This window comes from Acidianus sp. HS-5 (assembly GCF_021655615.1).
In the GTDB taxonomy this organism is placed as follows: domain Archaea; phylum Thermoproteota; class Thermoprotei_A; order Sulfolobales; family Sulfolobaceae; genus Acidianus.
This window is the reverse complement of sequence record NZ_AP025245.1, coordinates 865,647-887,856: the sequence shown is the minus strand read 5'-3', so window position 1 is coordinate 887,856 and position 22,210 is coordinate 865,647. Positions and strand designations below refer to the sequence as shown.

Below are 22,210 nucleotides of genomic sequence, written 5' to 3'. Positions count from 1 at the left end.
TATAATGGAATTAGCTATAGTAGGAGGAGGGCCTGCAGGACTTTCTTTAGCTTATTTTCTAAAGGGAAGTAAGATAAATGCTACGGTTTATGAAGGTCTTTCTGACGTTGGGTTAAAGCCTTGTGCATGGGGAGTAATGAAAGGCATCGAAGAATATATCCAAATACCTAAGGAATCGATCATCAGTGAAATAAAAGGATTCAGAATATATTTAGATGGTAAACTTTTATATGATATAAGGGATAGGGAAGTTCTTGGCTATATTGTTAATAAGCCTAAATTCTTAAGGATATTGGGCGAAAAAGTTGATTTAAAATTAAATTCCAAAGTTGTGGAAAAAGAAGGTAAAATATTTGTGAACGAGAAGGAAGTCAATGCAGATAAGGTAATTTATGCTAATGGACATTATTCATTTAAAGGAGACTACGCAATTCCTGCAATTCAGTACATAACGGACTATAAAATAGATCCTGAAATCGTGGAAATGTACTTCTTCTCAGATCTTTTAGGCTACGGCTGGGTTTTCCCAGAAGAAGATGGCTCTAAAATAGGCGTTGGAGGTTATGCTGAAGTAAACTTCCTTAAGGAAAGGTTAAAGGGATTAGTTAAAGGTAATATAAAAGAATTTCAAGGCGCAAAAGTAGCTGATTATGGTATAATAGAAGATAGATTAAACGGGAATTATATAGGAGAGTCTCTCGGTACTGTTTACGCCGTTACCGGAGAAGGAATCAGGCCTTCAATAATATCATCAAAAATAATGGCGGATTCCCTGCTGTCAAATAAGGATTTTTCGAAAGAATTTAAGAAGAGTAAGCTATACTGGAGTTTGCAAATCCACGCTATGGTAATAAAAGATGCTAAAAAGAAAGGCGCACAAAGTATAAAAGGGTTAGAGAGAGTATTACTCAAGACTCCTCCAGAGCTTGTTCTCAAGTTTGCTTTAGGTGATTTTACAAAGATTGATTTATTAAAAATATTTGGAAGAATGATTATATGAGCGAGCACTATTATTTGGATGATGTAGATAAGAAGATAATTTCAATACTACAACAAGATTCCAGAATATCTTTTTCTAGATTGGCAAAAATGTTAAACTTAAGCGAATCAACAATACACATGAGGATAAAGAGACTTAGAGAGGCAGGGGTAATAAGGGGATTCTGCATAGATGTCGATTTAGATAAAGTTGGAATGAACGTTTTAGCCTTCGTACTTCTAAAGGCTGACCCAAAGAATTACGAAGATATACTTAAAAAACTGGCAGAAATTAAGGAAGTTTTCGAGATTTATGATGTTACAGGAGAATATTATGCTCTTCTTAAGGTTAGAGTTTCAGATAAGGAAGAACTTGCTAGAGTTTTAGACAAGCTAGGTAATATGGAAGGAGTAACGTCTACTTATACAATGTTTGTCCTTAGAGTAATAAAAGACAAGAAAAATGCATTTGAATGATCAGGGCGAGAGCTCTTCCTCACTGTTCAGACGGTTTGCTTATTTTCCTCATTTCTTAATTTCCTGTATTAAGTACTCGACAATATATTTTGCTGGATTTATCTGTGTTGCAGAACTGAATCCTTTCCACAGTGGAGCAGCATTAACTTCAAGTATTTTTAATCCTCCTTCTAGATCTTCTACTATGTCAATCCCAGCGTAATCTAAACCCAGGACTTTAGTAGCCTTTAAGCTGAGTTCCTCTATTTCATTTGAAGGCTTAAAAACTTGAACTACTGCACCTTGAGCAACGTTTGTTTTCCAACTACCTTGAGAAATCCTGTATACGCTTCCAAGCAACCTCTCTCCTACTACGAAAGCCCTTATATCTCTATCCGGTTTTTTAACATATTTTTGAACGTAAACTGGTTGGTTTACAGATAATATTGCCTTTGCAATCCTAAACGCTATGTCGGGGTCGCTAGCTCTAACTGAACCTAAGCCTAAACTACCTATTACTGGTTTAATTACAACTTCTCCCCACTTCTCTACTAACCTCATTACTTCAAAAGGATCTTCAACCATTGCTGTAGGAGGTACTGGTATTCCTGCTCTCTTTAATTTCATTAAACTTTCGAACTTATCCCTAGCTAAGAGAACGGATTGAGGATTATTAATAAAAACTACCCCGCTCTTTTCCATTTCTGTTAGTATATCTATTCTTTTTGCCAACTGTTCAGTTGTGAGTAAGAATCCTAAATTCCTTATTATCCCTCCATCTAGGGATAACTCCTTTCCTGCATAAGTGAATTCAATTCCTTCATCAATTATACCATTGAGTTTTGAAGGTCTTATATAATAAGCTGTATGTGATCTATCTCTTATTTCTACTAACAACTCTTTAGAAGGCTCTGTTACCTTCTGAGATTCGTGAATTACGCCTATCTTTATAAGCTTTCACCAAGTGAAAACCCAATTTAAAACAATTTATTTTTTATTCCTGATTCCGCCAATAAACCCATTGTTAGAAAATCTGGTAATGCCATTATCAATTCGTTATATTCATTAAAGAAAGGTATCAACGATATGAGTTTCAAATATTCACTTTTTAACTCTGCGTATTTATTTACTACGAAAGGATCAACCTTACCGTTGGTTAATTCAAATAATTGTTTAGCACTTCCAACGAGCTTTTCTGGATCAAGCTTAACACAATCTACGTAATCATCAACTAGCTGATAAATAATTCCTAGTATTCTTCCTGCATCAAGAAGTTTTTCTATCAAATCCTTTTTTCCTGAAGAGAAAGATGCTAGCATTGCTGGTAATTTAAATAAACTAGCAGTCTTCAGCTCTACGGTCTTAAAATATTCTCTCTTATCTCCGTAAATATCCTTTAAAGCTCCTATTGCCGTGTCCTTCCAAAGTTCTATGCTTATGTTTAATGCCTCTTTACCGTAAGAGGAAATAATCTTTAATGCAGTAGGAATTAGAAAATTAGAAACAAAAATTACTCTCCTATTTGAATAAACAGCCCAAGCGGAAGCCATTCCTCGCCTTGTTAAATCGTAATCTACAATATCATCTAAAGCTAAGGAAGCAGAGTGAAGAATTTCAGTGGCAAGAGCACCTTGATAAGCATTCTTCTCTTCGCCTCCTAGAGCATCGTTAAAGAGGAACACAAGAGTTCCTCTAAACCTTTTTCCGTCCTTCATAATGTATTTGCTCATTTCCATTACTTCCCAATCCTTAACGTCATCAACAAATTTCGTAACTAATGAATCTATAGTAACCTTGCTCCTCTCCCAGAACTCTATTAAGTCCACTGTTCTCAGCCTTCCATCATATAATATGTCATTAAACTTAAATAAATAGGTGCTAAGAGCGGTTCAACATCAAGCAATACTTCCTTAACTTTCTTACCTTTCTTCCTCAGTTCAAAAGAAATTCTTCTCATAGGAATTGAATCAACACCAGTGTAAATAATATTGGCATCATTCAAGAAATTCACACTATAATAATCTTTAACATCTTTATTTAGATTTTTCTCTACAAAATATCTAGAAGGTAGAAGAATAGGAGAAAGAACAATATCCATCAAGGAAAGGTCAATGTCCTTGCTCTTTTCTGCTACGAAATCATCAATATCTGAGAAATCCATGTCTTGGAGAATTCTATTCCCCCTAACTCCTTTAATCAAGGAAGCCTCAGTATAGAGTATTGATAGAGATAAGTTAATCTCACAAAGATCTTGATTAAACTTAAATACTCCTACCTTGCCCTTAGCTTTAATTTCGCCACATGAAAAAAGATAACCTTCTAAATTTAACGCCCAAGTATTATCTAAAACTTCCCTACTCTCGTTCTGATCATTGATAAAGAGAATTATTTTACCCGGCTCTGCATAAGTATCCTCCATAAGAGTAAGCTCGTGAATTGGAACAGTTTTTACTATTCTTCCTTCAAGGTTTATTATACTCCTTTCCAGAGAGTATGCAGGAAGTTCCATCCCCTTACCGTAAGCTATTACTGAAAAATCTTTCGGAAGATTTATTGATTTTACACTAATGCGGTTTTTAAGGAGTTGCAACACGAACACTCTCTTTCGTCCGGCTTATCAGGAATTCTCTTAATAACTTCGTATAAAAGTTTCCTCGAATTTTCTGTATTTTCGTTCATAACTCTCGTTACTTCCTCAGCAGTTACTGGAACTTCAGCAAAGACATCGTAATCTGTTATTGTAGCAATAGTAGCGTAACACATTTGCATTTCACACGCAAGATTAACTTCTGGAACTAAGGTCATTCCTATTACATCAGCTTTAAATGTCTCCTTCCATACCCTGCTTTCAGCCCTTGTAGAAAATCTAGGTCCTTCAATGCATATATATGTTCCGCTCTCGTGTGTAGTAATTTTCAAATCCTTTGCTGCAGAAATAATTATTTTCCTCAAGTGATTACAGAAAGGATCGGCCATTGAAACGTGTGCAACTACTGGACCGTCAAAGAAAGTGTACTCCCTCTTTTTTGTCATATCTATAAATTGGTCAGGGACAACGAAGTCGCCTGGTTTATAATCCATCCTTAAGCTTCCTACTGCAGAAACTGAAATTACCCATTTAACTCCTAACTCGTGCAATGCCCATATATTTGCCCTATAGTTAATCTTATGTGGAGGAATCCTGTGCCTTCTTCCGTGTCTAGGTAAAAACGCTACTTTCTTACCTTCTACAGTACCAATAGTTATTAAATCGCTAGTATCGCCATAAGGAGTATACACTTTTATTTCTTTGCTTTCAGAAAAAATCTTAGGGTCGTAAAGCCCAGAACCACCTATTATTGCGATCGGGACCTTTTCGTATTCGAGCATATAGAATTCTCATTTAACTGCCTTATAAATCAAAACCAAAAATTTGATTAAGTATTAGGCAAAAAAGGTATGGGAATAATATTGCCTAAAATTCCCGTGAAGGTAGTTAAATGGGAAGAAGTAGTAGACCTCTCCTTTAAGCTCGCAGACATTTTAAAGAAGGAAAATTTTAATCCGGACGTGTTAATCGCTATCGCTAGAGGAGGATTAGTCCCAGCAAGGCTTTTAGCAGACGCAATGGGGATTTACGATGTCCTCTCACTTAAGGTAGAACATTGGATAGTAACAGCCTCTCACACTCCAGAGGCAAAGATAAAGTATCCTTATAAAGTTGACCTGCAAGGTAAAAAAGTCCTAATTATTGATGATATAACTGATACCGGGGACAGTCTCATCTTAGCTGAAAAGCACGTTAAGGAAAACTTTAATGCAGGAGAAATAAAGACCTCAACTCTGCAATACATTAAAGGCTCAAAATACGTTCCTAACTTTTATGCAGACATAATAACAGACTGGACATGGTTCATGTATCCTTGGAATTATTGGGAAGATGAGATTAACCTATTAAAGAAAGTAATGGACGAGGTTAAGACTACAGATCTCAACAAATTGAAGGATGCTTTCAAGGAAAGCTATGGCGTAGATCCTCCAATACCTGTGGAAAAAATCATTGAAGAAATGAGAAGGAGAAAAATAATCTGATTACTCTATTCTAAATCTGAGCTTTCCTATACTTCCCCCAAAAGTTTTCTTTATCCATTCAGCTTCTGGAACTTCATCGTTTATTACGTAAACTTTAGTTCCGAACTTCTCAGCCTCCTTAGTCAGAGAATCCTCCTCGTAATCCTCGTGGACTATGAGAGAATCTAAAGCTCCCATGTCCATTGCTTTCTTTATCTCATCCTTACCATAAACTATTAAACCGTCATCCTTAGCTAAGTGGAATTTTATTTCATCCAGTAAATTCTCGACCTCTACGTACTTCTGGTTCTTTAAAACGTCTTTTGCCTTCATTACCATCTCTCTTAGACCCGCTTCTCCCTGATCTCCTACGTCTATTAAAGGCTCCAGTACAAGATTCTTAAGTCTGTACTCCATGTAGTCTCCCTCATAGAAGTCTTCCTTAGCATAACCCGGACCTCCCAGAAGTATACCTTTAAGCTTCTTCTCCTCGAGATAAGGTAAGAAGTAACTATTAACTTTCTCTCCTACTTCCTTTAAGAAGTCGTGGTACAGCTCTTCTATTATCCTATCGATTCTTCTCTGAGACTGTCCTCCCATCATGTGCTTTCCTGGTACGTAACCTTCGATCTCTTCAAGGTCTTCTATTCTAGTGCCTCTCAGCATGCCTATAGTTGCAGTATCCCTCTCAACTATTATCAGACCATAGACTTCGTTCTCCTCAACCATGTCTTCTAGGAACTCTAGGTGGAAGTACTTATCTGTTCTATAGAAGTAAACTGTAACTTTTTCTGGAGGAGAGAACATGTAGCACTTGAACTCTTCATTATCGAAATTTTCTCCACACAGCAAAACAAGTCCGTTATCGGGAACTTTCGGGATAGAAGTAAGCCTATCTATTGCAGCACTTATTGCAGATTCTACAGCGTCTCTAGTTCTCTTCAGTTTAATGTTTTGAGAAATTGACGCTTCTTGTCGCAAGTTATTTAGAACGTCAGCTACAGGTCTTCCTGGAGGAATATATAAGGAAAGTAAGACCGTAGCTGGGGCAGACCACTTCTTTAACTCTTTTAATAAAACTTTCAATTCCTGCTTACTTAAGACATATTTGTCAAAGACTCATCCCTGATCAAATATTTACTTATAGTTCTTCCCTTAAAAAGTTATACACATACTGAATCGAAAACGTTTTTAGTTTTTTACAAAATATTTTAAAGTGCGGGGATGCCCGAGCTAGGACCAAGGGGGCGGACTGAGGCTCCGCTGGCGTAGGCCCTCGCGGGTTCAAATCCCGCTCCCCGCATTGTGGGAGCGCATCCCCCTACTTTAATGTAACTTTCTATTATCCTCTCTAAGGTATCAACGTAAATGTACCTTAACTTAGGCATAGATCTGTCAATATAGTAGGTGTAATACTTCCCCTTATTCTCACGTATAGAGAAGTTGTCCGTACGTATAATTTCACGTGTCATAACTCCTTATTTTTCATGAGAGACTACAAATTGCGTACAATGTGCGGGAAAGTGTTGAGTTGAAAGAAGATGGCAAAGATTCCTCGGTAATAATACTATCAATAGGTATTACTTATCAATCCTAGCTAAGTACTCCTTAAAGCTCTGATAGAACCCTTTTAAGGCTATCCTTAATTGCGTCAAGTTCTTCTAATACTACAACGTAATTAAGTAGTAATGGCTAACCGCATCCCTCTAGAACTTATCTTTCCTTATCTTATTCTGTATTCTCTAAGTTAATAATTTGCAAAGCACTTATGCGTTTTAACTTATCCTCAGCGTCTGAATAGTGTATAAACCAAGCCCTTTCCATTACGTCGTAGTGCTTTACCACTTTTGGTACTTAATATTGCGTAAACTGCTTCACCATATCTTTCTTTGCTCTGTCCTTCAGTCCATGAACTTCCAGCTATGTCTACCACAGTAAAGGATAGTATTGCTCCTTACCTCCGTAAGTATGGTGACAACTTTCTCCACACTTTATCCAGAAAGTTACATTAAGGGCAACCGCCGCTGCCGAAAGAGTGAGTGTGCCGTTGTTATTCGTATACTCTGCGTTACAGAGTACCTTCAAGTCTGTAGTGCAACAGGCTGCTACACTGTTTAACCAAGTTGCAGAACTGAGCGTACAACCGTCCTTCGTTATTGGTGTTTCTATACAATCCTACACTTTGATGGTCTCGCTGTATGGGACGTAACTGTTAGGGCTGACGTCGGATCTAGGAGTAGTTGCAGGGTGTTAGCATAACCTAAGTATGAGAAGAAGGACAGACCTAAAAGAATCAGAAAGAGTAGACTCCACTTTATTAAGAGGCAAAAGAGTTTGACTTCATAAGGGGCCTCAGTAAGTGAGAACTTAACTGCGGAACATCCTCTTTAGCATAATGTACATTCTTATTCTCTTAAACAGGAAGTATAAGAATGGCGAAACTGTAACAACGCTTAACGCTATAATTTCCGGAAGATACTGAATATACCAAGGTTCAGGCAACGAATGTATAGGTGTGCAATATCCATTACAAAGTTGACTAAGCTCTCTTTGGAGTTGCTCTTCCGCTAAAGCTATAGCAGTTGAATTAGTTGACTCATTATAAGGTTGCATAGAAAGTCTACAAAAATTTTGATAAAAAATTTAACTATCTCTAAAGTCCATAGGTTGATATACCGCAGGGATATTTAAAGAGGTATAAATATTCCCAACCGCTACATTTCCTTTGCCAACCGTTGCATAGGAATACCGTTGCCTTATTGCACGATGTCCTTTCAGATAGGGATATAACATTTGCTATAGTACAGAAACAGTTCTGTGTGCCGGGTCCTGCATATTGATTACCGCACACACAATACGTGAACTGGAAGCTAATCATACCACCTCTAATTATTGGTAATTCAATGTAAACTCCATTGTATGAAGGTGCTTCAACAATTGAATATGCAGAATACGCGTCACTGCTCCCGTATATCCAGCATTTGCATATCTTCTTGCACCACACAGTACCGTTACTGAAGAACACCTAGAATTATGCAAGGACTTTACCGTTGAGGTGTTCTAGGAAGACGTTAAGATATGTAATTTTGCCCTGAACATATATACCACTTGCAACAGGAACCTTTACTGAATAAACAGATGTACAGGAACCTTTATACGCACATAAGAAAGCTCCTATCGTGAATATGGAGATGCCATTAAAATCCGTAAAGCCTATCGTATATCCTGCTTGTGTAAAATAACGTGCCGTATTATCATTGCATGCCATACAAGGGCCTAATGCAACCCATATAGATACAGCGTCATATCTGGACGAATCTTTAACATAACCTAAGCTAAGGTTACCGATATAAATCAACTCTAAGCATATATAATTGGTGCATATTGACAACAAAGAAGAATTTTATATTCGGCTGAATATATTACTCCGGCTCAATTTGGCGTATAACTACAAACTACCTTGTTTGCCCCTACTTGGCTTGCGGATATTAGGAATACTGCTAAGAACGCTAACCCTAGAAGACGTAGAGACTTCCTCATGTTGAAAGAAGGAAAAACGAATGACTTTTAAAATGGCTAGGATACGCAGATCCCGTGCTTCTTACAGACATGATCAAGCGTCGCATCAACTGACGTAAACTTCTTGTGGCAGATAGGGCATTCATTTGTAGCTCTGCATAGCGTAGGTGGATTTCAAGGCTTATTGATGAACTGAAAGGAGTTAAACAAAGTGGGCAGACATAAGGTGAGATTGCCTTCTTGGTTAATAAATTATAAAGGTACTCCGGTTTATCTAATAACTGAGGATTATAGATTAACAACTTAACTACGGCTTTAATTACTCTCTTTTGCTCTGTTGTAAGAGCATGATACTTCTGTATTTCTTCTTCGCTTACGGTGAAGCTTAATGTCCTTGACTTCCTCCTCTTTTTTGTCTCTTGATTTTTATCAATAGGCTTACCCATCTTCTCAACGTGGTAAACATTTATCTACAGAGTGCTTTGCTTAACGCAACTATTAGCTCTATTCTCCATAAAAATTGTAATTCAATTTAACATATTGATTTTAAAGCTTTTTAATCTTTCTACAATATATTTATACGATTATCATTTAAAACATATTTAATCGTAAAAGTATTATTGATATTAAAATATAAAGTGACTAGATTATGGTAATCCGACGATATTACCACGATGATAGGCATCTGTGTGGTTGGTAAAGAATTTTATTTTAGCATTTCCTTTTAATATTTATGGCAATCTTAAAGGTTTCAGAGGACGTAAAGGAGGAGTTACTAAAACTTGCCAGCGAATTACAGGATAAGAGAGGAGGAAAAAGGCAAGTGACAATAAATTCCGTCATAGAATTCTTAATAGAATTTTATAAAGAGAAAAGTAAGGAAGAGGGTAATATATAGCAGAAAGAGTTAAAAATCATACCATCAATTTTTACTTTTAATTATGATAGAGGAAGAAGTATATAATAAGTGCAGGAACGATTGGGGTTGTGCGTCTTTAGTTATTTCTTCCCTACCTTTCGAAGATAATACTAAGAAGAGAATTATGGAGGATTATATAGAGAAATTTGTAGGAAAAAGGATTTTTCTTGCTCAAGTCATAACTGAAATGATTTACCACTGTAACGAATTTAACTCTAAAAAAGATGAGATAAATTGTTACCTCTCAACATACTATTTCGGTAGAGTTGAAATTCCTCTAAAAGAGAGCTCTCTGCTTCTTCTCCATTCTATAGTGAGGAATATTATCAAGGATAACCATGAGGAAGACTTACTCGAAATGTGCAAGCAGGGTAATAATTTAGCTTGTAATTTTGTAGAAGAGATTAGCTTAATTTGAGCCTCTCGTAAAGATAAGGTAGTGAAGTACAGTATCTAGTAGAGTTTCCAAAATGCCCTCCTTTAAACTCTTCGTAATAATGCTGAATTCCTAACCTCTCTAACTTCTTATGAAGGGATCTCATACCGATGAAAAGGTTGTACTCATCGCATTTTCCTACATCTAGGTATATTGCCTTTAATTTTTTCAGGGGTTCTGTATGCCTTTCTACATTCCTTACTGGATCATGCTCAATCCATTTCCTCCATACGTCATCAATAATTTCTCCAGTTTCGTTAAAAGGTAAATCAAACCCTGTCTCTGAGCTTAAGTTTGGTGAGTAGAATGCAGAACTTCCGAAAACGTTCAATACTTTCATATCGTCATCGCTGGGATTATTCTTTGTGAGCAGTTCGTTTAGTATGTCCTTCGGTTTCTTTCCTTCTAAAGCCTTAATAGTGTAAATGAAATCGTTGGCATAAAGGTAGTAAAAGCAACTATCTCCGAAATGGTCTGCAAACCCTTGAATAACGTCAGGATGTCTCACTGCCAAAGTGTAAGCTCCAAAGCCTCCTGACGATTTTCCGAAAAGTGCAACGTTTCCTACTTTGTACTTATCCCTTAGTGTGGGTATGAGCTCTTTTATGATAAAGTTCTCGTAATTTCCAACTGCTTGAGAATTAATATATTGATTTAGATAATACTTTGTCCTAAAGTTAGGATTAACTACAATGGCCTTCATTTTCTTCTTTCCTAGCAAGTGAGTCATTATTTGATGGAATCTGTTATTTACGTTAGACGACCAATTTATTCCTGCAAGCTCAATAAATAGGGGAAGTCCTTCCTCTATTCCGTCTGGAGTATAAACAAGAACTTCCCTAACGTAAGGATCTTTTAAGTAATTATCCTTAAGTTCTTGGCTTTCTATCTTTATTATCTCGTATTTCATAACGTCAAATACTTAAGCAGATAATTAAAGTTTTATTCAAATAAAAGGATAAAACTCTTTTAATAAAAGATACGATAGTATTGCGTCCAGAGGTATTGCAAGGATATCTATTAGAGGCAACAAAGATAATAAAGAAAGGACGTAGAGAATTACAAAGGACAAGAAATCGCTCTTTATTCCTACTTGTATTTCTCTTATCACTTTTGGGAAAGAGATTCCTCTGAAAATTAAAGGAGATAATATGACATCGAAAGCTAAAGCTAAGCCGTCTAAAAGGAATGTTAAAGGACCTATGCGTATTGAAAGGTAAGAAAAAGCTAGGAAAAATAAGCCTAAAATTAATCCTAACGCCGTAGACTGTGGAAAATATTCCCTAATTTTATCTATTTGATCGGAGAACCTCGGGGAATATAAATATCCTGCAAGCGAAGCAATAACACTATAAGATAATGTCAATCCTACTATGAAATTTGAAATTAATGAGAAAGGCGTAGTGTCAACGAATATGGAAATAACGTAACCTATAATTGTTATTACTATTACTGCAAGTATTAATTGTAGTCTCTGTATAAATTCCTTATAAGCGTCTTCTATTTTCATATTATTATTCCACCTTGATATTTTCCGTTATAAGATTTTTCTGTTGGTTTATCAAGTTTGAGGAAAATTACGTGAGCTACTCTAGTTTCTCTCATTATTTTATTCTGATAAAGAGAAGATAAAGCCAGTGTTATCTTTCCCTCATAACCTGCATCTATTATAGTTGGAGGTAATAAGAATCCGTTCCTTGCTAAAGTACTCCTCAGCGTAATTAAAGCTGCTAAATCGCCGGGCATATGGAACTCCTCGCAAGTTTCAAAGAGGTAAGTTTTACAAGGATAAAAAGCTGCGTAGTCCTTGAAATCAATTTCTTTGATTTCACTCTTTTTCTCTGGAAGCGCTGAGTTACCTTCAACTTCGTAATATTTCTCTCCACATATTCTTAAATCGTAACCGTTCTCCCTTATACTCTCCTCAGTATAATTGCGTATAATTCCTTCTTTTTTAATTATTTCCTTAATTGATTGGTGACTTAGAATCACAAATAAAACCTTGTGTAAAAAAATTAATAACATGTTAGACATAGAAAAGGCTTACAAGTTATATAATGATTATAAGAAGACCGGTAATAAAGAACTTTTAGGGAGAATAAAAGATTTACTTAAAGGAGATTCTTCAGTTCAAGGTTTAAATTTACTTGCCTTGATTTACATTGATGAAGGAAAATATAGTGATGCAATTAACGCTCTTGATTCTGCGTTAAAAAATGCAAAAGACGATGAGGATAAGGCAACTCTCCTTTTTAATAAGGCCTTAGCACTCTTCAGAAAAGGCGATGTGGATTCATCTTATGATACACTCAAATCAATACCCCCTAAGACTTCTGCTTATGTACATTCCAGAAGGTTTTTGGCTCAAGTGTGCATAAAGAAGGGAGACCTAAAGCACTTGGAAGAAGCTAGACAAATACTGGAAAGCTTTGATATGCCTAACGAGGATTTAGCGGTTACTTATATTTTGCTTTCAAGGCTTAAGGATAAATCCCTCTATAGGAAGGCAGTTGAAATCGCGAAGGTAATTAGAAATGATAAGTTATTAGCTGAAGCTTTACTTTCCTCAGATGATGACAAAGACCTTGAGGAGGCTTTGGGAATATTTAGGAAATTGAACGATGTAAGTGGTGAAGCTAAAGTTCTCTATAAGCTTTCCCTTAAAAAGCCTGAATTACTTTATGAGGCTATTCAAAGGTTGGAGGAAAGCGGTGAAGATAGGGAGAGACAAGCATTACTTTATGAAATGTATAAAAGAACGGGGATAGTTAACTTCTTAAAGGAAGCTATCAAGGTGGCTGAAAAATACGGTGATTATCTTTTTCTTGCTAGAGCTTATGCTGAGCTTTCTAAAAGGGAGAATGAATTAGAAAACCTTAGGAAAGCGGTATTATTTTACGAGAAATATATAGAAAAATTATAAATTTCATTATTCTTGGATTTATGAAGGATATGATTAAATAGCGTGATTATTAATTAATCGTATGGCAAGTAACTTTGAAAAAATGAGTATAGAAGAAACATTAACACAGTTAAACACATCTTTGAAAGGCTTAACCGAGAAAGAAGCAGAAGAGCGAATTAAAAAGTATGGCTATAACGAAGTTAAGGAAAAGAAGGAAAATCCAGTTATTAAGTTCCTCAAGAAGTTTTGGGCTCCAGTACCTTGGATGCTTGAAGTTACAATTGTAATTACTTACATCCTAGGAAAATATCTGGACATGTATATAATACTTTTCCTGCTAGTATTTAATTCCATAGTGAGCTTCGTCCAGGAAAAGAGAGCAGAAAACGCTGTAGAGTTGTTAAAACAGAAACTCAACGTTAAAGCTAGAGTTTTAAGAGACGGGAAATGGGAAGTTCTGCCTGCTAGGCTTTTAGTTCCTGGAGATATAGTTCACATAAGGCTAGGAGATATAGTTCCAGCCGACGTTAAGCTCTTTGAAGGAGAAGTGCTAGTTGATCAGTCAGCTCTCACAGGGGAATCTGTTCCTGTAGAAAAGAGCAAGATCAACGTAGTTTATTCTGGGTCAATAATTAGGAGAGGAGAAGCTTCTGGTATTGTTATAGCTACTGGAGAAAAAACTTACTTTGGGAAAACTACTGAATTAGTGCAAACTGCAAAGGCTGAGTCTCATCTAGAGAAGTTAATAATGAACATAGTGAAATACCTAATTATAGTAGATGTAGCACTAGTAATAGCTCTCTTTGTCTTCTCGTTGGCAGTAGGAGTACCATTATCTAACGTTCTTCCCTTCTCTTTAATAGTTTTAATTGCCTCAGTTCCCGTAGCTTTGCCAGCAACTTTCACCATAGCCATGGCTTTAGGAAGCCAAGAGTTAGTTAAGAAGGGAATACTAGTAACAAGGCTAACTGCATCAGAAGACGCGGCGTCTATGGATGTATTGAACCTAGATAAAACCGGGACTATTACTGAAAACAGAATGAGGGTAGGAGATCCTATACCGGCAGAAGGCTTCACTAAGGAAGAAGTTGTGAAATACGCTTATATGGCTTCTGACGAAGCCAGTCAAGATCCTATAGATACTGCAGTAATTTCTTGTTTGAGGGAAAATAACATTGCACCCGGTAATTATGAGAGGCTGGACTTCAGGCCTTTTGATCCTTCTACTAAAAGAACAGAGGCTTTAGTTAAGACAGAAAATAACACTGTTAGAGTAGTTAAGGGAGCTCCACAAGTTATTGCTAAATTGGCCGAAATTCAAGACTTAAAGAGCTATTATTCTACTCTTGAGGATCTCTCTAAAAGAGGTTATAGGACAATTTCAGTTGCTATAGGAGATAAAGAAGGTAAACTTAAACTCGTAGGAATTCTTCCGCTTTACGATAGGCCGAGGAAAGACAGTAAGGATTTTATAGACGAAATTAAGGGTCTTAACGTTAAACCTAAGATGGTTACAGGGGATAATGAATTAATAGCTGAGGAGATTGCAAGACAAGTAGACATAGGTAATGTTATTTGCAATATTAATGAAATAAAGAAGCTAGACGAGAAGGAGAGAATTAAAAAAGTTGAAGAATGTGACGTTTTCGCTGAAGTTTTTCCTGAGGATAAGTATTTCATTGTAAAGACTTTGCAGGGAGGAGGCCATTACGTAGGGATGACTGGAGACGGAGTAAACGACGCCCCCGCTTTGAAACAAGCCGAAGTAGGAATAGCAGTAGCTAATGCAACCGACGTAGCTAAGGCTTCAGCAAGTATGGTATTAACTCACGAGGGACTAACTGATATTGTTGAAGCAATAAAGACAGGGAGGAGGATTTATCAAAGAATGCTCACTTATACTATAAATAAGATAATTAAGACATTACAGGTTGTATTATTCTTAACGCTCTCATTCTTCATTGTAAGGTTCTTCGTCACAACTCCCTTTGATGTTATACTCTTGCTTTTTGCTAACGATTTCGTTACAATGTCCATAGCTACTGACAATGTTAGATATTCCCAGAAGCCTGAAAGGTTAGATGCAGGTAAAATAGTTAAAGCGTCGTTAATTCTAGCTGCATTAATTGTTGCAGAGTCTTTCTTCTCTCTCTGGTTGGCGCTGTACTTAAGCATGTCAATAAACGAAATCCATACTTTTATCTTTGATATGTTAGTATTTACTGGACAGTTTACTGTATACATGGTGAGAGAAAGGAGAAGCATGTGGTCTTCTAGGCCCAGTAACTTCCTGATGATAAGCAGTCTTGTAGATATAATCTTCATTTCAGCAATATCAGTGTTAGGTATCCTAGTTTCTCCTATTCCTATCCAGTACGTTCTGCTAATACTTGGAGTATCTTTCGGCTTCACAGTAGTATTTGATCATATAAAGAACATTTCCTTCAAGACCGTCGGAATCTAAGACCTTTTTTATCAAAAAATTTTAAAAAAAGGAGATATAACTTCAGCTTAATGAAATTAGGAATATTATTATTCTCAATTCTTCTTCTCTTATCGGGAATAACGATCTCTGCAGTTTCTACTATTACGAAGCAATGCGAATTAATAAACTACGGTTACGGTAGTGTCGCTAATCCTCCTCAAGAATGGCATGATGAATTGTGGAGCGTCTTAAATAAAGGTATACCTTCAGCTTATGTTATATTAAACGGAACGAAGACAGTGGAGTTAAGCAACATTTCTTCTGTGAATCTCAATTCTTCCTACTTTTACGTTTACGTAGTAAGGGGATATATTCAACCTTACGCTTATTTATCTCCTATAGGATTGCTTCTAATTTTTCTGGGCACTGCAACTGGCTTTAGAGGGATGATATTGTTAATTCAAGAAAGGACTTTAGGAGAATTATCTAAAGGCTACGCTATTAGCGGGTCTATTTATAAATATGCACTTAAGAGGTTCTCAAGTTTTATAATTTCATTATTAGTAGTTTCAGCAGTTGTAATAGTGCTTGAGGCCATACACGGTGTTTACATAACAAGATCAATTACAGAGTTAATAACGTTCAGCATGGGCTACAGTAGACATTACGGGATTTCCGTAACTTCATTACTTTTAACTTCTTTATCATTCACTAGCTTATTGACAGGGATAGCGTTTGCCTTAACAGTCTATTTAAGTCCTTTCCTTGTAATGAAAGCAATTTTAGGTTCAAGAACAATTAACATACTCCTCAGGAGATGGAAGTACATAGGTAATGCATTAGCATCTTGGGTTATAGCAATAGGCTTAATTTATGTATTTCATGTTTATTTAAATGTACTACCTATAGGCTCCACAAGGGAACATTTAATATATTATTTAATTTTACCTTTGATTTCTTTGTTCTTTCCGTTTATAGGAATTTTTGCTAATAGGATACTATTAAATGTAAGTAAAGTACCTCAAGAATTTATTGCCAAAGGATTAAGCAGAGATATTATTGTATTTAGGCATATTTTAGGAAACTTAACTGTAGTAACTCTCTCTAGCATTTCTGCTGCATTTGTTGAAATGCTAATAGCGGAATTTTTAGTTGAAGCAATCTTTGCTTGGCCAGGTTTAGGTTACTTAATACGAATAGGCGTAGATTACGACGACTTTAAGATAGTTGAAGGCGTTTTAATGATTTACTCAAGCATTGTTATTCTGTCCAATTTTATTGCAGATGTGATTTACGGCATAATTGATCCGAGGGTTACAAGATGATTAAAGTTTACGTTTCCCTATTGTTCCTTATATTTGTAATTTCGGGATTTTTTACATTTTATGAATTGCCTCAAGGTAGGCAATTGCACTGTCCTTGTCCTTCTTATCCTTTAGGCACGTACATCAATGGTGAAAATATGATAAACATGAACGCTGAGGCGATAATTAATACGTTAATCTTCGGAATTGCTGCGGGGATCGTGGAAACTTCTATTGCAGTAATTTATGGGTCTATTGCAGGTCTAATGGGAGGCAAGACCAGGACTGTTATGGTAAGAATTTCGGATTCAATAAATATTATACCAAGAATTCTGTTGCTCTTGTCACTAGTCTTAATTTATGGAGTGCCAACGGGAACTTCGTTAAAGGCTAATTTTTTCATTACTGCAGTACTGGTAGGCTTAACGGGCTGGGCAAACTACGCAAGACAGGTTAGCGAATACCTATTTACATCTTCTGGCTTAAGCGAGATTGTGTCTAAAACTCCATTTTCACTACTTTTCTTTTCAAATAAGGAAGAGATATATAACCTTTCAAAGAAGTTTATTATCCCTGCTATGATAGACGGAATTTCAACTTATACTGCAATGGGAGTAATAGCAGGAGTAGGGGATCCTAGATTCCCAACTTTAACTACTTTACTCACTGTAGCATCTAGGTATTTACCATATTGGTGGTTATATTTACCTCCTGCATTATTTAGGGCAATAGTTATCGTTTTGCTCTATTTAATTTCAGACAATTTGAAGTGATTTTCATGCTAGAGTACGTAAGTGTTTACGGCGATATACTTAATGATTTTTCATCAAAAGTTGAAAGCAATTTAGGAATACTGGGTCAAAGAGATAGCGGTAAGGAGGAAATAATATTTTATTCATTGCTTTTGAAAAAGCCGAAGAAAGGTAAGATATTACTTGATGGTAATGAAATTAAAGAAGATAATGCCAATAACATAAGATGGAAGGAAATTTCAGCAGTATTTTACAATCCTTATTCTATGTTTAATCCAATTTATAATATAGCTTCTCATTTTGCTGAAATAGCAGTATCTCATAACATAGGAAATTACAGTTTTTCTTTAGATATTGCAAAAGAATTTATAAAAATTTTAGGACTTAACTCATCTATCTTGGAGAAATTCTCTTACCAATTGACCCCTTTAGAGGCTAAGAAAGTCTCTTTGGCTTTAGCTACTTTCTTAGAACCTAAATATGTTTTAATTGATGATATAGAGTTTGGTATCAATGATAATGGTAGAGCAGTAATAATCAATTCAATAATAGATTTAGAAAGTATTTTATCATCAAAATTCATAGTTTTAGATAACGATCCTGCAGTAATCTCAAGAATCTCTGATGAATTCGTCGTCCTTTATAGAGGTAAAATAGTTGAACGTGGAGTTAATATAAATGAAGTATATCATCCTTATACTTTGGACTTAATAAGGGGTGAAATCTCAATTAATCATTTAGGCAAAGGTTGTCCTTATAGTGAAAACTGCAGGTATTCCTCCTCTAAGTGTAAGGAGAAGGAGCCTGAAGAGACAAGGGTAGGTAATAATAACGTAAAATGTTTGCTTTACTCGTGGTTAAAATGATAATTATTAACAATATATATACTGATAAATTGAAAGGAGTAAGCATGATAATTGATGGTGTTACTTGCGTCTTAGGAGATTGGGACGAAGATAAGAGGTCGTTAATTTTATCCATATTGGGTAAGAAAAAATACACTGGTGAGATAAAATTTTACAAAGAGGTAGAAATTGATAAAAAACAAGCAAGAAATTATATTAGAGTTATACCGAGAGAATTGGAAAGACCAAAGATAGATTCGTTAACTTTCATCAAAATTTTAATGAAAAATTTCGGAGGAAACGTAGAACCAGAAAACTTACTTAATATTCTTAATATAAGAAATGGAAATTCTCTATCCGAATATGAGCTTTTCAACCTATATTTATCTTCAATACTTATAGGTAAAACTTACTTTGTAATTGCAGAGGATTTTCTGGAGTTAATGGAGGAACAATTAAAATATAAAGCGTTAAAAAATCTAATAAAAATTGTAGAATTAATCAAGGGTGACCTACTCCTATTCTCTGGCTCTACAAAAAATCTTGAGATTTGTAAAAGAATTTACGTTATTTACGGAGGTAAGATTATAGAGGAAGGCGATAGCAAAGAGTTATTTCACCCTTATTCACTTTCGTTATTGAATTCCAAAATAACAGTAGGGAGAAGAGGAGAAAAAATTCCTGTAAGAGAAATAGGAAGTCCTTCAGATCACGGATGTCCATTTCACGATTACTGTGATTTAATGCAGAAGGAAAAATCTCTTTCAATTAAATGTAGGTTACAAGATCCTCCGATGTTCATAGTTAAAAGAAATAGAGTATCCTGCTGGTACTATGAAAAAGGCCTTTAAACCATTTTTAACAACCTTAAACCATGTATAAAGTTATAGTTCAAGTAAAGGATGAAGAAAGAGTTCCTCAAGCAATAAAATCTGTTATAAATTTATACAACGATTTAAAAGACGTTCAAATAGAAGTGGTTTTTCACCAATCTGCTATAAGGGCTTTAGTTAAAGGAAATCCAAACGAGGATTATGTTGAAAAAATGATAACTTCAGGAATCAATGTTGTAGGTTGCATGAACAGTATTAATGCACTTAACCTTAAAGTTGAGTCGCTAATAAAAGGTATTTCGATAGTTACTGCAGGAGTAGGAGAGATTGTAAGAAAACAAGCGGAAGGCTGGATATACCTAAGCCTTTAATTTTTTCCTTATCAATATACGTAATGAAGTGAACGAACTACAGAAGATATTCGAGGAAAAATACGAAGAAGGGAAGAATTTTCTAATTTCAGCACCTACAGGTTCTGGGAAAACTTACTTAGCTAAGGAAATACTTCTTAATACTAAAGGAATTTCAGTTTACGTTTCACCGTTAAAGGCATTATCTAGAGAAGTTTATGACGACATAAGGGATAAGAGAGATACTAAATATGTAGATTCAGACGTTTATGAAGATGATCTCAGGAATTTTAAAAGCAAAACTTTACTTTCAACTTATGAGAAATTTGACAGTTCTATAAGGCATAAATACAGTTGGTTGAGAAAAGTTGAAGTAATAGTAATCGATGAGTTACATAATGTAGAAAGCGATAGAGGATTAGCAATAGAGAATATAGTACTCTGGGCAAAGAGGAACAACGTCCAAATCATAGGCTTAAGTGCAACTTTGCCAAACATAAAAAAATACACAGATTGGCTAAAATCTGAAGTAATAGAATATAATAAAAGAGCTGTTCCTCTCCATGAATGCATTGCTTATCCTTACGTAATAAGGTGTTACGATAATGATTTTACAATACCTTTAGAACCGCTGAACGGAATAAGGAGTGAAAAACTTGAAATTCTAGTCCCTACGTTAAAATACATAATTAAACAAGGAAAGAACGCATTAGTTTTCGTCAGGAGCAGGAAATCTACAGAAAACCTAGCTGAAACCTTAAGAAAATTTGGTTTCAATGCTTCTCATTATCATAGCGGTATTCCTTTAGAAGACAGAAGAGAGATAGTTGAGATGCTAAAGAAAGGAGAAATAAACGTAGTAGTTTCTACTACTGCACTAGGCCAAGGAGTAAATTTGCCGGTTTATGCTACTATCTTTTACGATACTGTACTACCTGAGTCAGACGAGAATGGTAACTTGAAAGGATGGAGGGATTTAAACTTAATGGAATTTAAACAAATGGCAGGGAGAGCAGGAAGACCAGGGTTTGACAAGGAAGGAATGAGTATAATTATTTCAACCTCAATGAGAAAGGCAGAGGAATTAAAGAAGAAATATTTCTCTTCTTCCTACGATGAAGAAAAGAATACTTACTCATTAGATGACTTGTCGTTAGGAGTAATTTCTTGGAGGGAAGGATACACTAAGGATGATCTCCTTGAGATTTTAAAAGGAAGCTTAAAGTTCAGTAAGGTAGGAGACGAGGAGTTCGATAAAAGTTTAAGTACACTAAAGGAAGTTAACTTGATCGAGGAAAATGAAGGAATATTTTTAACGCCTTTAGGTAAAGCCGTTTCTTTAAGTTATATTGATATTAACCTCTTAAAAGGATTTCAAATAATTTCATCTGACCTATTAACTACTGTGGTTTCATCGAATGCAGTAGCCCAAGAGCTTAGAGGTTGCAAATGCGGAAGGGAACTATTGAAGAAGTGGAGCGAAGGAGAGGACTTCTCTTCTCTATGTAAAAATTTGTCTGCCAAGGACATTAATGAGGTAATAAGTAACGCTAGGTGGATTTCCTTTGCTTTATATAGAGTATTAAAAGCCCTAAGTAAAAACGACGAATCTAAGGAAGCGTTAAAACTGTATTATCAAATAAAATATGGAGTTCCATTTGAAGGAGTTAGGTTAGCTAAATTAGGTTTAGATAGAGGTACAGTAATGAGATTGCTTGAGAAGAAGATAAAGGATGAAAATGAACTTTGCATAAAGATATTTACGCCTCAGCTTAAGATATTAATTAAAGAAAGAGGTTATGATCCTGCAGGAATCTGTAGGAGAATATACAGTGAAAACCTCGATGTATACGAGATGGCAAGAATCGTAACAAAATATTATGGGAAAGAATTTGACGGAAGTAAAGCTGATGGAGATATTCTTGATAGGCTTATTTCCATGGGCATAGTTGAGAAGAGAGTAATGAAGGAAAAAGATGGTAAGAAAAAAACAATGTATTTTATCCAACCCTTTTCATGAACTCTTCCTTGTTTACTATTACCCTCTCGTGTATTCCTTCGGCTATCTTTTTATCTTTGTAAAACGCCTCAACTCTGAAAGTGACCTTTTTACCTTCTTCCTTTATTATACTTGATCTGACTATTACTTCTGCTCCTATGGGAGCCGGAGCCAAATGTTTTACATCAACGTGATAGCCTACGCTCGTTAGACCATCTTTAAGTTTCTCTTGGAGTAGAGTGAAAGATACGTCTTCCGTGAAAGCTATTAAGCAAGGTGTTGATAGAACGTCTACTGCACCGCTAGAAACCTTAGATGCGGAATACTCGGGTTTTACTATGAATTTTTTCTCTAAAAATTCCATAAGGAAAATATTAAGGAAAAGCTTATAAGAATTTGCGTTTATCTCATCTTGGAGGGAATACAGTTGGAAGAATCC

General features: G+C 35.6%; 26 protein-coding genes, 1 tRNA gene and 1 pseudogene. 14 read left to right on the top strand and 14 right to left on the bottom strand.

The window, feature by feature from the left end; translation table 11 throughout:
- Position 1: 1 nt before the first annotated feature.
- Both HS5_RS04735 and HS5_RS04730 read left to right on the top strand, forming a co-directional pair.
- The gene (locus HS5_RS04735) at positions 2–1,000 is read left to right on the top strand and encodes an NAD(P)/FAD-dependent oxidoreductase (RefSeq protein WP_236753466.1); all 999 of its coding nucleotides are present in this window, start codon (positions 2–4) and stop codon (positions 998–1,000) included.
- The gene (locus HS5_RS04730; protein WP_236753014.1) at positions 997–1,455 is read left to right on the top strand and encodes an Lrp/AsnC family transcriptional regulator; all 459 of its coding nucleotides are present in this window, start codon (positions 997–999) and stop codon (positions 1,453–1,455) included. Before HS5_RS04735 ends, HS5_RS04730 begins: the two co-directional genes overlap by 4 nt.
- Before the next feature lie 48 nt (positions 1,456–1,503).
- On the opposite strand, the gene HS5_RS04725 is transcribed toward HS5_RS04730, so the two are convergent.
- The 4 genes from HS5_RS04725 to HS5_RS04710 form a co-directional block, all read right to left on the bottom strand.
- On the bottom strand, positions 1,504–2,331 hold the full coding sequence (locus HS5_RS04725; protein WP_236753013.1) for a RimK family alpha-L-glutamate ligase: 828 nt from the start codon (positions 2,329–2,331) through the stop codon (positions 1,504–1,506).
- An 80-nt stretch (positions 2,332–2,411) separates the two neighbouring features.
- Positions 2,412–3,260, bottom strand: coding sequence for a hexaprenyl pyrophosphate synthase (gene gdS-2, locus HS5_RS04720; RefSeq protein ID WP_236753012.1), 849 nt, complete (start codon positions 3,258–3,260; stop codon positions 2,412–2,414).
- A 5-nt stretch (positions 3,261–3,265) separates the two neighbouring features.
- The gene (locus HS5_RS04715) at positions 3,266–4,027 is read right to left on the bottom strand and encodes a hypothetical protein (protein ID WP_236753011.1); all 762 of its coding nucleotides are present in this window, start codon (positions 4,025–4,027) and stop codon (positions 3,266–3,268) included.
- Positions 3,994–4,803, bottom strand: a complete 810-nt coding sequence (locus HS5_RS04710) for an S-methyl-5'-thioadenosine phosphorylase (protein WP_236753010.1) — start codon at positions 4,801–4,803, stop codon at positions 3,994–3,996. Before HS5_RS04710 ends, HS5_RS04715 begins: the two co-directional genes overlap by 34 nt.
- An 81-nt stretch (positions 4,804–4,884) precedes the next feature.
- Here HS5_RS04710 and HS5_RS04705 point away from each other — a divergent pair, with 81 nt between their 5' ends.
- Positions 4,885–5,505, top strand: a complete 621-nt coding sequence (locus HS5_RS04705; RefSeq protein WP_236753465.1) for a phosphoribosyltransferase — start codon at positions 4,885–4,887, stop codon at positions 5,503–5,505.
- Here the strand turns inward: HS5_RS04705 and prf1 are convergent, their stop codons facing one another.
- Positions 5,506–6,570, bottom strand: a complete 1,065-nt coding sequence (gene prf1 / locus HS5_RS04700; protein WP_236753009.1) for a peptide chain release factor aRF-1 — start codon at positions 6,568–6,570, stop codon at positions 5,506–5,508.
- Positions 6,571–6,702: 132 nt separating this feature from the next.
- Between prf1 and HS5_RS04695 the strand changes: the two genes are divergently transcribed.
- Positions 6,703–6,787, top strand: a tRNA-Leu gene (locus HS5_RS04695).
- Between the two features lie 425 nt (positions 6,788–7,212).
- On the opposite strand, the pseudogene HS5_RS04690 reads toward HS5_RS04695, so the two are convergent.
- The 5 genes and pseudogenes from HS5_RS04690 to HS5_RS04670 form a co-directional block, all read right to left on the bottom strand.
- Positions 7,213–7,417, bottom strand: a pseudogene (locus HS5_RS04690) (nuclease).
- 434 nt (positions 7,418–7,851) lie between these two features.
- Positions 7,852–8,097, bottom strand: coding sequence for a hypothetical protein (locus tag HS5_RS04685; protein WP_236753008.1), 246 nt, complete (start codon positions 8,095–8,097; stop codon positions 7,852–7,854).
- A 40-nt stretch (positions 8,098–8,137) separates the two neighbouring features.
- Positions 8,138–8,488, bottom strand: coding sequence for a hypothetical protein (locus HS5_RS04680; protein ID WP_236753007.1), 351 nt, complete (start codon positions 8,486–8,488; stop codon positions 8,138–8,140).
- Positions 8,489–8,515: 27 nt separating this feature from the next.
- Positions 8,516–8,875, bottom strand: coding sequence for a hypothetical protein (locus HS5_RS04675; protein WP_236753006.1), 360 nt, complete (start codon positions 8,873–8,875; stop codon positions 8,516–8,518).
- Positions 8,876–9,020: 145 nt separating this feature from the next.
- The gene (locus tag HS5_RS04670) at positions 9,021–9,449 is read right to left on the bottom strand and encodes a hypothetical protein (protein ID WP_346729551.1); all 429 of its coding nucleotides are present in this window, start codon (positions 9,447–9,449) and stop codon (positions 9,021–9,023) included.
- Between the two features lie 287 nt (positions 9,450–9,736).
- On the opposite strand from HS5_RS04670, the gene HS5_RS04665 reads away from it, so the two are divergent.
- The gene (locus HS5_RS04665; RefSeq protein ID WP_236753005.1) at positions 9,737–9,901 is read left to right on the top strand and encodes a hypothetical protein; all 165 of its coding nucleotides are present in this window, start codon (positions 9,737–9,739) and stop codon (positions 9,899–9,901) included.
- Between the two features lie 43 nt (positions 9,902–9,944).
- Positions 9,945–10,340, top strand: a complete 396-nt coding sequence (locus HS5_RS04660; protein WP_236753004.1) for a hypothetical protein — start codon at positions 9,945–9,947, stop codon at positions 10,338–10,340.
- On the opposite strand, the gene HS5_RS04655 is transcribed toward HS5_RS04660, so the two are convergent.
- The 3 genes from HS5_RS04655 to dcd are packed head-to-tail and all read right to left on the bottom strand — an operon-like array spanning position 10,327 to position 12,350.
- Positions 10,327–11,268, bottom strand: coding sequence for an alpha/beta hydrolase-fold protein (locus HS5_RS04655; RefSeq protein WP_236753003.1), 942 nt, complete (start codon positions 11,266–11,268; stop codon positions 10,327–10,329). The genes HS5_RS04660 and HS5_RS04655 overlap by 14 nt on opposite strands.
- A gap of 36 nt (positions 11,269–11,304) precedes the next feature.
- Complete coding sequence (locus HS5_RS04650) at positions 11,305–11,868, bottom strand: hypothetical protein (RefSeq protein WP_236753002.1); 564 nt, start codon at positions 11,866–11,868, stop codon at positions 11,305–11,307.
- The gene (gene dcd / locus HS5_RS04645; protein WP_236753001.1) at positions 11,865–12,350 is read right to left on the bottom strand and encodes a dCTP deaminase; all 486 of its coding nucleotides are present in this window, start codon (positions 12,348–12,350) and stop codon (positions 11,865–11,867) included. The genes HS5_RS04650 and dcd overlap by 4 nt, the downstream gene beginning before the upstream one ends.
- Positions 12,351–12,381: 31 nt before the next feature.
- On the opposite strand from dcd, the gene HS5_RS04640 reads away from it, so the two are divergent.
- From HS5_RS04640 to HS5_RS04605, 8 genes are all read left to right on the top strand, one after another.
- On the top strand, positions 12,382–13,281 hold the full coding sequence (locus tag HS5_RS04640) for a tetratricopeptide repeat protein (protein ID WP_236753000.1): 900 nt from the start codon (positions 12,382–12,384) through the stop codon (positions 13,279–13,281).
- A 61-nt stretch (positions 13,282–13,342) separates the two neighbouring features.
- Complete coding sequence (locus HS5_RS04635; RefSeq protein WP_236752999.1) at positions 13,343–15,727, top strand: plasma-membrane proton-efflux P-type ATPase; 2,385 nt, start codon at positions 13,343–13,345, stop codon at positions 15,725–15,727.
- Positions 15,728–15,777: 50 nt separating this feature from the next.
- Complete coding sequence (locus HS5_RS04630) at positions 15,778–17,013, top strand: ABC transporter permease (RefSeq protein WP_236752998.1); 1,236 nt, start codon at positions 15,778–15,780, stop codon at positions 17,011–17,013.
- Positions 17,010–17,765, top strand: coding sequence for a peptide ABC transporter permease (locus HS5_RS04625; protein ID WP_236752997.1), 756 nt, complete (start codon positions 17,010–17,012; stop codon positions 17,763–17,765). The genes HS5_RS04630 and HS5_RS04625 overlap by 4 nt, the downstream gene beginning before the upstream one ends.
- Before the next feature lie 5 nt (positions 17,766–17,770).
- Positions 17,771–18,610, top strand: a complete 840-nt coding sequence (locus HS5_RS04620) for an ATP-binding cassette domain-containing protein (protein WP_236752996.1) — start codon at positions 17,771–17,773, stop codon at positions 18,608–18,610.
- Positions 18,607–19,440, top strand: coding sequence for a hypothetical protein (locus HS5_RS04615; protein WP_236752995.1), 834 nt, complete (start codon positions 18,607–18,609; stop codon positions 19,438–19,440). Before HS5_RS04620 ends, HS5_RS04615 begins: the two co-directional genes overlap by 4 nt.
- 23 nt (positions 19,441–19,463) lie before the next feature.
- Positions 19,464–19,793, top strand: a complete 330-nt coding sequence (locus tag HS5_RS04610; protein ID WP_236752994.1) for a DsrE family protein — start codon at positions 19,464–19,466, stop codon at positions 19,791–19,793.
- Positions 19,794–19,821: 28 nt separating this feature from the next.
- Complete coding sequence (locus tag HS5_RS04605; RefSeq protein ID WP_236752993.1) at positions 19,822–21,792, top strand: DEAD/DEAH box helicase; 1,971 nt, start codon at positions 19,822–19,824, stop codon at positions 21,790–21,792.
- On the opposite strand, the gene HS5_RS04600 is transcribed toward HS5_RS04605, so the two are convergent.
- Positions 21,773–22,135 (bottom strand): thioesterase family protein, encoded by a 363-nt coding sequence (locus HS5_RS04600; protein ID WP_236752992.1) that lies wholly within the window; start codon positions 22,133–22,135, stop codon positions 21,773–21,775. The two genes, HS5_RS04605 and HS5_RS04600, sit on opposite strands and share 20 nt — an antisense overlap.
- Positions 22,136–22,210 lie beyond the last annotated feature (75 nt).